The sequence below is a fragment of the Acinetobacter sp. Root1280 genome (assembly GCF_001425285.1).
Taxonomy (GTDB): Bacteria; Pseudomonadota; Gammaproteobacteria; order Pseudomonadales; family Moraxellaceae; genus Acinetobacter; species Acinetobacter guillouiae.
Map to the genome: position 1 here is coordinate 29,912 of NZ_LMED01000006.1, position 12,803 is coordinate 42,714.

10 protein-coding genes are annotated in these 12,803 nt (G+C 40.0%); all 10 read left to right on the plus strand.

Annotation, left to right across the window (positions count from 1 at the left end; genetic code table 11):
* Positions 1 to 21: 21 nt before the first annotated feature.
* The 10 genes from ASC84_RS06815 (at position 22) to ASC84_RS06860 (ending at position 12,798) form a co-directional block, all read left to right on the plus strand.
* Positions 22 to 861 (plus strand): MurR/RpiR family transcriptional regulator, encoded by an 840-nt coding sequence (locus ASC84_RS06815; protein WP_004721513.1) that lies wholly within the window; start codon positions 22 to 24, stop codon positions 859 to 861.
* A 47-nt stretch (positions 862 to 908) separates the two neighbouring features.
* Entirely contained in the window at positions 909 to 1,622 is a 714-nt protein-coding gene (gene rpiA, locus ASC84_RS06820; protein WP_056512900.1) for a ribose 5-phosphate isomerase A, read from the plus strand.
* A 242-nt stretch (positions 1,623 to 1,864) separates the two neighbouring features.
* Complete coding sequence (locus ASC84_RS06825) at positions 1,865 to 2,974, plus strand: sugar ABC transporter substrate-binding protein (RefSeq protein WP_056512903.1); 1,110 nt, start codon at positions 1,865 to 1,867, stop codon at positions 2,972 to 2,974.
* Between the two features lie 61 nt (positions 2,975 to 3,035).
* Complete coding sequence (locus ASC84_RS06830) at positions 3,036 to 4,550, plus strand: sugar ABC transporter ATP-binding protein (RefSeq protein ID WP_056512907.1); 1,515 nt, start codon at positions 3,036 to 3,038, stop codon at positions 4,548 to 4,550.
* A gap of 49 nt (positions 4,551 to 4,599) precedes the next feature.
* Positions 4,600 to 5,598 carry an ABC transporter permease gene (locus ASC84_RS06835; protein WP_056512910.1) on the plus strand — a complete coding sequence of 333 codons (999 nt, stop codon included), beginning with the start codon at positions 4,600 to 4,602 and terminating at the stop codon, positions 5,596 to 5,598.
* Positions 5,599 to 5,628: 30 nt separating this feature from the next.
* Positions 5,629 to 7,143, plus strand: coding sequence for an aldehyde dehydrogenase (NADP(+)) (locus ASC84_RS06840; RefSeq protein WP_056512911.1), 1,515 nt, complete (start codon positions 5,629 to 5,631; stop codon positions 7,141 to 7,143).
* A gap of 188 nt (positions 7,144 to 7,331) precedes the next feature.
* Positions 7,332 to 8,513: a carbohydrate porin gene (locus tag ASC84_RS06845; protein WP_056512915.1), complete on the plus strand. Its 1,182-nt coding sequence runs from the start codon at positions 7,332 to 7,334 to the stop codon at positions 8,511 to 8,513.
* A gap of 75 nt (positions 8,514 to 8,588) precedes the next feature.
* Entirely contained in the window at positions 8,589 to 9,752 is a 1,164-nt protein-coding gene (locus ASC84_RS06850; protein WP_264753248.1) for an NAD(P)-dependent alcohol dehydrogenase, read from the plus strand.
* A gap of 731 nt (positions 9,753 to 10,483) precedes the next feature.
* Complete coding sequence (locus tag ASC84_RS06855; protein WP_056512918.1) at positions 10,484 to 11,707, plus strand: alpha/beta fold hydrolase; 1,224 nt, start codon at positions 10,484 to 10,486, stop codon at positions 11,705 to 11,707.
* A 77-nt stretch (positions 11,708 to 11,784) separates the two neighbouring features.
* A complete protein-coding gene (locus ASC84_RS06860; protein WP_056512924.1) occupies positions 11,785 to 12,798 on the plus strand; it encodes a lipase secretion chaperone in 1,014 nt (337 codons plus the stop codon).
* The last annotated feature ends 5 nt before the right edge of the window (positions 12,799 to 12,803 follow it).

A 12,803-nucleotide genomic window follows, 5' to 3' on the forward strand; every position in this document is an offset into this window, starting at 1 on the left:
GGCGGCTAGGAGTGTAGTGGTATGACCGTCAGTTTGTTACAGCGGATTCTTCAAGAAAGTGAAAACATGCATCGTGCTGAACGACGTGTGGCTGATTTTGTGGTGACATCACCATCTGAAGTGATTCAGATGAGTATGGCGAGTCTGTCTGAAGTCTGTTCTGTCAGTGATCCAACCATTATGCGCTTTTGCCGCCGTTTTGGTTTTGAGGGTTATCAGGATTTAAAACTTCAGTTGGCGCAGAGCTTAGTGCCATCTGCACCATTTGCTTATGAGCAAATTATTCCCAATGACAGTATTGAAAATATTGTGCGGAAAACCTGTCGTAATTCACTGAATGCAATTCAGCGCTTGGCTGAAGATTTAGTGCCAGAGCAAATCACGGCGGGAGCAGGTTGCCTTCAAGCGGCAAATTGGGTTGGCATTTATGCCACAGGAATGTCTGAAATCAATGCTGTGGATGCAGAACATAAATTTCAACGACTGGGTATCCGCTGTCAGGCCTTGCTTGGTACAAAGCACCAACGTATTCATGCCGATAGTGCCAGACCTGAAGAAGTTATTTTGATTTATTCGCAGTCTGGACATACGCGAAAAATGGTTGAGATTGCCAGCATTGCCCGTAAACGTGGTGCGAAAGTGGTTTCGATTACGGCACATGATAGCCCATTGGCACAGATTTCAGATGTGCTGATTGCTGTGCAGCCTTATGAGCATACCGAGCTTATGACGCCGTTGGCTTCACGCCTGAACCATCATCTGGTGACCAATATGTTAGTCACTGCCATTGCAATCGCAAGTGGTAGCCAATTTCCTGATCAATTGCCGGCGCTTGATTTATGGCACACGGACAAGATTTGATCAATTAAAAAGTAGCAGTGAAGCTGCGTAAGTAACAGGAGTACTGAATGAGTAATCAACAAGATGAAGCAAAAAAAGTAGCAGGACGCCGAGTAATTCAGGATTTTATCCATGATGGTATGAAATTGGGCTTAGGTTCTGGAACGACGTCGCATTTTTTTGTTCGAGAGTTGGGGGCACACATACGAGAACATGGGTTAACCCTGACGTGTACCACCACTTCTCGTTCAACCATTGAGGTGGCACAACAGGTGGGGATTGAAATCACGGATCCCAATGAGATCGGTGAAATTGATCTGACCATTGATGGTCCAGATGAAGTTGATCAGCAGTTTAATATGATCAAAGGTGGTGGTGCTTGTTTGCTTTGGGAGAAGATAATCGCACACGCTTCTAAACAAATGATCTGTATTTGTGATGAAACCAAGATTGTCGATTGTTTGGGTGGCTTTCCGCTTCCAGTTGAGGTGGTGCAATTTGCATGGAAGCAAACCTTAGCAATGGTTGAACGTGTACTTGCAGAACATGGTATTGACAATATACGGATTGAACGTCGAATGCGTGATGGGCAACCCGTCGTGACAGACAGTGGTCATTTTATTCTAGACTGCCATTGTGGGCCAATAATCAAAGATCCATCACCATTAGAGATTGAGCTCAATCGAATTCCGGGTGTGGTCGAAAATGGTCTGTTTACTCGTGAAGCGGTGGGGATGGTGGTGGCGTGTTTTGATGGAACCTCTTACGTCAAAATGAGATAATATAGTAAAACTATATTTTATTGTTATAAAACTAAAATCGATTTACCAAAATAAAATGGTTGATATTTCTCTTAAATATCCGTGTTTATTATATATTTAAGCTTTTATTGTTTAATTTTAAGTATCTATTTATTGTATCTAAAGATTATTTTTTAAATATTCTGTATGGGATGTTATTGACAGTTTAATTAAAAATATAGTATTACTAGATTTAATAAATAAGGAATAAAGGAGATATTCCAATGACAAAATCAAATCAGGGCGGAATAACCCGCCGTAATCTATTTAAAAGCGCAGTTGCAGCAGGTATAGGGCTGAGTTTGGGGGGAGGGCTTATAGGATGTAGTCGTTCTACATCAACCGCAACTCGTCTTTCAATTCCATATTCCAATAAAAGTCTTGATTACTACTTTTTTGTGATTCAGGAAGAAGCTGTTAAACGTGCGGTGCAAGCCAACTCAGGCGAGTTTCAAGCCACCAATGCAAACTTTGACAGTACCCGTCAGCTTGAGCAGTGGCAGAGCTTACTCTTATCAAAACCATCTGCAATTATTTCAGATTCAATAGACAGTCAGGCGATTGTTTCTGCCATCCAGCGCTATAACCAGCAAAAAATTCCTGTCGGTATCATCGATACGCCTGCGGATGGTGGTGATGTCGCAATTACTGTAAGTTTTGATAATTTTCAAGGCGGTGTCATTGCTGCAGAGGAAATTGTAAGTCGTTTGGTCAAAAAGTACGGAAAGCCAAAAGGTAAAGTCTTAAATTGTTTTGGTGCTTTGGCTTCTGTGGCATGGCGTTTACGTAAAGAAGGCATGGATTCAGTTTTTGCGAAATACCCAGAAATTACCTATTTGTCTCGACCGACTGAAGGGCAACTGGAAAAAATGCTGGCGGTAACTTTATCTACCTTATCTGAGCATCCTGATCTAGATGCAGTACATGCACCTTCAGATTCTCCTGCTCGCGGTATTGCGACTGCATTGCAACAAAGAAATCGTTGGAAGAAGGTCGGTGAGGAAGGCCATGTTATTTTCGTGACGATTGATGGTGAACCAATTGCTTTGAAATGGATTCAGGAAGGCTATATGGATGCATGTGTTTCTCAAGACCCAATCGCTTATGGTGAGATTGCGGTTGAAATGCTAACCAAGCATTCATTGAAGAATACAGAAGTGCCTTTGGGTGAATACCAAAACACCAAGTACTTTTGGGAAAAGGGCGTCATCGTAAAAGGTAAAACAGGACCAACACTGATTATTCCTGCTTTTGTCATCAATAAGGACAATGCTGGTGATGCAAGACATTGGGGGGCAGTAGCTGAGAAGGATTGGGGCATTCCCTATGCTTAATTCGCATTGAGTAAAGCAGACTTGTTCCAGTGATGACAAATAAGCAATGTTGAGAGAAAAAATGGGATTACATGAACGGAATATTGATAAGGCAATTAATGAGAAGATCCTAAGCATTGAGAACGTGACTAAAAGTTATGGTGTGGTTCAAGCACTACGCGGTGTCACGGTTGAAATTCGTAAAGGTTCTATTCATGGCTTGCTGGGTGAAAACGGTGCAGGTAAATCCACATTGGTTGGCATTATTTCGGGACAAGTCACCCCTACATCTGGGCGAATTATTTTAAACGGTCGTGTACTTGAGCATGTTGACGTCAAAGCAATGGAAGCCGCTGGGGTTTTCTTGGTGACACAAGAGCCAATGATCATTGACAACATGACCGCAGAAGAAAACCTGATGTTGGGTATCTGGCCGAATAAAAAAGGGTTTATCGATTGGAAAACTTTGCGTGGCAATGCAAGTCGCATGCTTGAAGGAACCAATATCGATGCCAAAGCATTAGCAGGACATTTAAATGCGGTGGCACGTCGTAAGTTAAATATTCTACGGGCGATGTTCTCTGGTGGTCGAGTGATTATTTTGGATGAGCCAACAGCGGCATTAACCGTTGCTGATCGCCGTCAGTTATTTGATTTTATGCATAAATTAAAAGCCACGGGGGTAACGTTTATCTTTATCTCACACTACAACGACGAAATTCTTGAAATTTGTGATGCGGTGACTGTATTACGTGATGGCAGTTTGGCAGGTGGTTCTGACAATGTGAGTAACATGAGTGCTGAACAACTGACTGAGTTGGTGATCGGGAGAGATCTTGCGCTTTTTCAACGGGAGCGATGTGATTACACCGGTCAAATCCCTGCTGTTTGTTTAAAAAATATATATGGCAAAGATTTGGCCTTGCAACAACTGAACATTGGTCCAGGCGAAGTGATTGGATTTACAGGTTTGCCTGGCGCAGGCGCCAAAGAAATTGCTCGGGCAATCTTTGGATTGCATCCTGCAAAAGGCTCAATCTCAATGCATGGCGAAGATGCGCAACCTTTAGCAACGTCTCCACATGAAGCCTTTGATATGGGAATAGCTTATCTTTCTGATGATCGTCGTCATGATGGGGCGGTTGGACAGATGTCAATTGGATCGAATATTGCGCTTTCTTCTTTATCACAACGCTCAAAATTGGGATTTATCGATCAACAGGCAGAACATTCGGTGATTCAGCATTATTTTAACGCAATGGGGGTGAAAGCCCCCAATGCTGAATATGCAGTGGATACATTGAGTGGTGGTAATCAACAAAAAGTGTGCTTAGGACGAGTGTTGGCAGCAAAGCCACGATTGTTGATGGTGGATGAACCGACACGTGGAATTGATATTGGGGTGAAACAAGATGTATTGCGCATCATTGATGAACTTAGTCGTGCTGGTGTTGCGGTCATCATTGTTTCAACCGATATGGACGAATTGGTTCGTGTGGTCGACCGGGTGTGTATTTTTGATCAAGGGACTGTAAAAGAAACATTGACGGGTCAGGAGATTACCGTCGACCGTCTACGCGCATCCGTTCAGGCGTGATGTCACGAGGCAATAATAAGGATAGATGCAATGAGTAAGGAGAGATGCAATGGGTAATGAAATAGCAGCAGACAATAAGATCACCAACATTACAGCAAAGAAAAATACCCGCGAAATTTTAGGTTGGGTGCTCCACAACGTGGTCTGGATTTGGTTGATCGCTTTGGTCATCATTTTTGGTGCATTTAATGAATACTTTCTTACCGTGTTTAATTTGCAAAATATCATGGTGCAGGCAACCGTTTTAGGGCTTTTGGGTTTGGCTGTTGCATTGCCATTGTTGATTGCTGAAATCGATCTTTCAATTCCAGCAAATGCAGGTTTTTCCGCTGCTGTGGGTGCACTTGCTTATTCTGATTGGGGATTACCTTGGTTTGCCGCGATTTTACTGGGCTTATTGGTCGGTACTTTTATTGGGTTCTTTAACGGTTGGTGTATCACCCAATTAAAAATGGTTGCGTTGATCCAAACTCTAGCAATGATGATCATCCTTCAAGGTGCACTTTTGGCCTTAACACAAGGCAAAACACTGAATAATTTTGCAGAAGCTTATACCTGGATTGGGCAAGCAACCCTCGGGACTTGGCCATTAATGCCGGTGGTATTTCTGATCATGTTGTTGATTATTGGTGTGATATTGAAACATACCGTTTTAGGTCGTTCAATCTATGCTGTAGGTGGAAATCCTGCTGCTTCACTCTCTGCGGGAATCCGAGTGAAGCGTATCAAAATTATGACCTATACCATTTCTGGGTTTCTTGCTGCTCTTGCGGGATTCTTACTGGCTTCATGGCAAATGGCGATTACATCAAATCAAGGCTCAAGCTATCTACTCTATGCGATTGCGGCGCCCATTATTGGTGGTGTCAGTGTATTTGGTGGGCGTGGCAATGTGAAAGGCGTATTGGGTGGTGTATTGCTACTCACGATCATTCAGGTCGGACTTGCAATTATCAATGTGCCTTCTTTTTATGTCGGAATGATTGGAGGAATTATGATTTTTATTGCAGTACTGATTGATGCTTTCCGCGTCCGTTATTTTGGTTAATTTACTCAACTTGATCGAGGAAAAAGCACAATGTCTTTTCAACCACATGGTCAGCACTTAATCGCAGGGAAGTGGATTGCGACTGATCAGACTTTTACCAATAACCCTATTGATGGTTCAGTATCTCGTTTTTCTGTCGGCCATCGTCAACTTGTCAATCAAGCGTGCCAAGCGGCAGAAGATGCTTTTTGTACTTATGGTTACTCAACGCTTGAGGAGCGCGCGACTTTTCTCAATGTCATTGCTGATGAAATCGAAGTCCGAGCAGATGCGATTACCCAGATTGGAACCCAAGAAACAGGGTTGCCCAAGGTTCGACTGGAAGGAGAACGTGGACGTACTGTGGGGCAGCTGCGACTTTTTGCTACGCATATCTTGAAAGGTGAGTTTTTAGATCGCCGTCATGATGTTGCGCTTGCAGATCGAAAGCCACTGCCACGTCCAGATATTCGTTTGATGCAACGCCCAATCGGACCAGTTGCAGTGTTTGGTGCATCAAATTTTCCGCTGGCATTTTCAACAGCAGGCGGGGATACAGCATCGGCATTGGCCGCAGGGTGTCCAGTTGTGGTTAAAGGACATGAGGCACATCCAGGTACAGCGGAGATTGTTGCTGAAGCGATTCATGCTGCGATTGAAAAATGTGGACTGCACGCTGGTGTATTTAGTTTAGTCCACGGTGGAGCATTAGATGTTGGTCAAAGCTTAGTACAACATCCGTTGATTAAAGCGGTTGGATTTACAGGTTCATTGCGTGGTGGACGTGCTTTATATGATCTTTGTGTTGCACGTCCAGAACCGATCCCGTTCTTTGGTGAACTGGGTTCTGTCAATCCAATGTTTATTTTGCCCAATGCGATTGCCAATCGTGGTGCTGAAATTGCCAAAGGCTGGGCTGAATCATTGACATTAGATGCAGGTCAATTCTGCACCAATCCTGGGGTCGCCGTGTTGATCGAAGGTTTAGCAGCAGATGCGTATATTCAAACTGTTGTAAAAACACTTGAATCTGTTCCAGCACAAGTCATGTTAACCGATGCGATTGCCGAGGCTTATCGTGAAGGGCAAAAACGTTTGGCAAATACAGCAGATGTAAGTCAAGTCTTTAGTTCAAGCAGTGATTTGCGTAATGCGAGTCCTTATCTGTTTGTTACAACAGGCAAAGCATGGCTGGAAAATAAGACCTTAGAACAAGAAGTATTTGGACCGCTGGGTTTAGTGGTTATTGTTAAAAATATTGATGAATTGATGCACGTGGCGAAGTCCCTTGAGGGGCAGATTACCTGTACGCTTCATCTTGATCAAGCAGATCATCATGTTGCAAGTCAATTACTGCCTGTACTGGAACGTAAAGCAGGTCGTATTCTTGCAAATAGTTTCCCGACTGGGGTTGAGGTATGTGATGCCATGGTTCATGGCGGACCCTATCCAGCTTCAACAAACTTTGGTGCAAGCTCTGTAGGCACGCTGGCGATTCGTCGCTTTATGCGTCCTGTGTGTTATCAAAATATTGCGGAAGACTTACTTCCTGTGGATTTACGTTAAGTAAAAATCAAGCGCAATGTGCTTGAAAATAAAGGCAATGAGATGAATTAAAGGAGATGGTTTTATCTCATCATTAAACTCTAACCCGAATTGAAATAAATATAATTTTAATGAGTGCGCTCTTTACTCCATCCAACTGAATGAATCAGAGGGATAAGGCAAACTCATGCTTAAAAAAGGAATTTAACATGAAAACAAACGTATGGATTGTTGGAACAGCGGTTTTTTTATTGTCGCAAATTGTATCTGCGATTGAATTTGGTGGTTATTTTCGTACGGGAATCGGTGCAACTGAAAATGGCAAAACACAAGAGTGTTTTCAACTCACGGGAGCGCCGACCAAGTATCGTCTTGGAAATGAATGTGAACAATACGGTGAGTTTTTTGCCCAACAAAACCTGATCAAATTAAAAGATAATTCCGAACTGAACATCAACGGAATGCTTCAGTTCTATAACCAATATGGGCAAACATTAAGTTTTAATGACGACAATGGTTTTACCCGAATGAATCAAATTTATTTGGATTGGAGAAATATTTCCTATCTGAATGGGGCAAATGTCTGGGCAGGTAGGCGATTTTATCAACGTAATGACATTCACATGACTGATTTCTTTTATTGGAATCAGAGTGCTACTGGCTTCGGTATTGATGATTATAAAATCAATGACTTGTCCTTAAGTTATGTGTTTTCCCGAAAAGATAATGTATTTCAGGAAAAATATATCAATCGACATGATGTGACAGTGAAAGGGATTCCAATCGGTTCTAAAAATACAATCAATACAGGTTTGTCATTGATTGATGCAGATGAGATGGGCTGGGCATTAACCGTGCAAAATGTCACGGCTGAGGTATTGAATGGTAAAAATACCGTGGCGCTACAATATGGTCAAGGCGCTGGGATCGGGCTGAGTTATACCGGTAACCCTGAGCTGGATCGTGATACTTCTTCACTGCGCTTTCTTGAAATCTTGGATTGGAGCTCAGACAGTAAGAAATTCAATGGACAAGCTCAATTTATTTACCAAAAAGACCAACTGAAGAATCAACAAGATCGTGATTGGATTTCAGTGGGCTCTCGGGTGGCGTATGTGGTTCAAGATCATTTTAAAATTTCCACTGAAATTGGCTATGACCAAATTAAGGCCAATGACCAAACCCGTAATCTAACCAAATTGACACTGGCACCAACCTGGTCGATAAAAGGCACAGGCTATTATGATCGTCCAGAACTTCGCCTTTATTATACTTATGCATTTTGGAACGATAATGAACAAAAAATGCGTGACTTGGTGATGCCGAATAACAATTTTCACAGTGTGAATCGTGGTTCAAACTTTGGTGCTCAATTGGAATATTGGTGGTAAGGCTTTAATTGATTATTCAAAAATGAGTGGTCTTTTAAGATCGCTCGTTTTTAACAATGTGACTCAATTGAAAATATGACTCAATTAAAAATGACATCAACCATTGCAATACAACCACAGTGGAATACGTCAGCAGCAGAAGAAGGTCAAAACAAAAAAAAGCAACAACGGAAAACAACACCCAAGGAAGCAATCACAATGAAAGCATTGGTACTGGAAGAAAAAGACAAACTGCAAATTCGTGATATTGAGATCAATGAATATCTAAGCGCAACAGATGTACGTATTAAAATTGCCAAAGTGGGTATTTGTGGCAGTGACGTGCATTATTATCAGTATGGTCGAATTGGTGATTTTATTGTCAATGCACCAATGATTCTGGGGCATGAGGCGAGCGGAGTCATCGTTGAAGTGGGTTCGGCAGTTCAACATTTAAGAATAGGCGATCGTGTATGTATGGAGCCTGGGGTTTTTGAGCTAAATTCTCCAGAAGCGATGCAGGGTCTGTATCATCTTGATCCGAATATTCAGTTTTGGGCAACACCGCCTGTACATGGTGTATTGCGTGAGTCTGTGGTTCATCCTGCAAACTTAACCTTTAAGGTACCAGATCATGTCAGTCTGGAAGAAGCAGTGTTGGTTGAACCTTTGGCTTCAGGTGTACATGTGGCTCGCAAAGTGGGTATTTCACCTGGAGATACTGCCGTGGTTACTGGTGCAGGGACGATTGGTACTTTAATGGCATTGGCATTACTCGCATCAGGTTGTAGTCGAGTTATCATTACGGATATAAAACAACAGAAGCTGGATTTTTTAGTCCAGCATTATGGTGAGCGTTTAATTGCATGTAATGTCGCACAGGAAGATTTAAAGTGCTTTGTGCAACGGCACTTTGTCGGTGGTGTCGACCTATTTGTTGACTGTAGTGGTCATGCAAGCGCAATTGCAGCAGCACCCGATTGTCTAAAACCTGCGGGCAAACTGGTTTTTGTTGGAATGCCACAACACGCTGTGCCTATGGATATTGTTGCCATGCAGGTCAAAGAGATTGAGACGATTTCAATTTTCCGTTACGCAAATGATTATGAGCGTTCTATTGCGTTGATTGCTTCTGGTCAAATCAATGTGAAGCCTCTAATTTCAAAAAAAATTCATTTTAATCAAAGTATTGAGGCATTTAAGTTAGCGGCATCGGCACCTCCAGATGTGATTAAAATTATTATCGATTTTGATCTGTAATTTATTAATTATTAGTCACTTAGATATGTGAGGTGGGATATTTATATTTAAAAATGAAGTGTTTAAAAATGAAGCATATTAAAAATATGTACTCCCACCCAACAGCGACATTCATGTCGCCCTATGGTAGGACAACCTATGATTCAAAAGTACAAAAAACGAATTAATAACCAATAGTTTCTAAAAGTTTATACAAAAATATATGCTTTATTTATGATCAATGACTAGATATAAATCACTTGTATAAATAATGCGTTGGTTTGGTTGTATTTATTATATTAATCAAATGAAAATTAAATAATAACCTTGGATGGTATGATTTTAATTTTTTATTTATAGTCTGACTTTTTTCATCATCATGAATAATAATTAAGCATTTAAGATAATAAGTTTTTTATTATTCAAGTGATTTTTATTCGTATGTTTAATTCAATTGAATTTACTAAAACCCTAAAAGAAAATACTTTATACATATCGGTCTTTATATTTGTCGTAATTTGTCAATGAATTCGTGGTGAAATGTCAATACGCATATTTCTAAATTTTATACTTTAACACCGTGTTGTGAATATTTATCAATAAAATTCCACAACTTTTATAACTTTAAGAAATGATTTAAATCAATACCAATCGATAAGACAGCACGAAGGATTTGTGAATCTTGGTATGTATTTTAGTTTGAGACGACGATATAGACCATGACAAGAAAATTTTTATAAATTGGAGTACGTATGCAAGATTTTACTTTATCCAAGTGGGTATTTTTAATTTCAACAGTAGTTTACTCAAGCCATTCTTTTGCGGGTTTTAATGTAAATCCAATTGTAGACAGCTATGAAAATAAAAATAGTCCTCAACCAATTGTGCTTGTACATGGCTTAGCAGGGGCAGAACATGTAAAGTTTTTAGGAAAATTTTCTATTTATGACTACTGGGGTTCAACATTAACTCAATTGGCTGAACAGTCCACACCAGCGATAGCAGTTTCTATAAGTCCTTTAAATAGCAATGAATATCGTGGTGAAGAATTAATCAAGCATTTACAGTATATTCAAACGACTTACTATCGTGATGACGTTAAATTTAATTTAGTAGGACATAGTCAAGGTGGACCGACATCTCGTTATGCGCTTGGGGTTAAACCTGAGTTGGTGTCCTCCATCGCGACTGTTGGTTCTCCACATCGGGGAAGTCCATTTGCTGATCAAAATATCCAAGAATATGAAGCAACTGGAAAATTAGATATTAGCAGTATGTTGCCTTATTCTTCGCTACAGTCTGTGTTGAATTTTTTGCAAAATATCATTTATAGACATGATTTTTTAAGTGCACTTCATAAAATTATAATTGATGGCAGATTAGATGAAAATGATATTAAAACCTTTAATGCCAACACCTCGTTCTGGGTGTGGGGCGGTGAGGGTGTTAGAAAATTACCAGATGAAGATTATCGTCGTAACAGTCTAAATTATATTAATTTGCTTGAAGGGATCCGAGCCAATAGTGCCAAAAGTATGCAAGATTTTAATACTTTATTCCCTGAAGGTATTCCCATTTCTGCTCAATGCCTAAAACAGACAGCTAACCCAAGCGATTATAATCTACCCAATACACCTGATCGATATTTTATCAAAGGATCCAATGGACATTCCTATCCTGTTTATATGACATCATGGACGGGGAAAATTGATGAAGTGGTAAATTTATTTCCCAATCAAGCACATGATGGTACGGTCTCGGTATGTAGTAGTCGTCTAGGAAACTTAAAAGGAATTTATAACTGGAAACATAGAGAACAGTCAGGAACGTTTAGTAAATACGATGAATCATTCTCAGTTTCAGGCTGGCCTTGGAATTGGGGTTGGATTCAAACACCGACGAAATGGGCAACAATTCCAAACCCAATTGATGTTTTAAAAGATCATGCAAATTATTTAAAGGAAAATAATATGTGATTGACTTTGGGCTATATTGATCTATAAAGAATAAATATAGCCTGATTTTATTTAAAACAAAAAATCAGGGATTTTAAATGAAAAAAAGTATTTTAGTTTCATCTTTTTTTCTAGTGGTTATTGTTTGTTTTCTATGGCTTGTGTTTAAGCAAACAGATAAACAAATAAGTAATCAGGAGGATTTAAAGCCAGATCAAGCGACCGCTTTAAATATAGGTAACATAAAACCAAGCAGCGGTTTTATACCCATTGCAGTTGATGCATTTGGAGGGAATATTTACTGTGAATTAAGTTTTGATACAAATCAAACTTTTGTTTTAGACAATATGACCAAGGATTGTTTTGATAAGCTGTTAAAAAATAATCCAACTGAATCTGATCCTACCAATTTTGGTTTAAATTTTTTCAATAAGCTGTTGGTTGATCCGACTCAAAGTATCGTAAAGGATTTATGGATTAGGTATGTCAAATATACCGATCAGGTCATTTTAACGCATAAGGCACATTCGAAAAATCAAGCGAATTATAAAAATGCGAAAAGACTTGTAGATGCGATTCGATCTATCCGAGAAAGATTTTTTACCCCCTTTGAGATAAAGGCATTATTTGGTGCAAGTGACAAAATTGAAGATTATGAGTTGGTTGTTTTAAAAATAAATGAATCTACAGGGATGACAGATGATGAAATCGAACAGGAACTCAATACAGCGATAAACAACCTGCCCGAAAAATCGAGAAAGGCAATAAAGTTTAATAAAGACTTTAACGATGTATCTCGTAAAGTTCAGGAAATAAAAAATAGAGGAGGTTCACAGGAAGAGATCCGCAAGGAGCGGTTAAAAGTGTTTGGTCCTGAAGTGACCGAGCGGATGGAATCTGTTGATAAATCAAGAGTGCAATTTAAAAACCAAGCAGAAATATATATGCAAAAGCGAGGTGAAATTTTGCAACGTGATTTAAATATGCTTGATCAGGAAAAATCAATTGAAGCGCTTAGAAAAGAAATTTTTAGTGACAGATATGATAAGCGGAGAATTATCAGTTTGGAAAAAATTTATGATACGGAAAAATCGCTAGATATTCTCAATTAATGTAA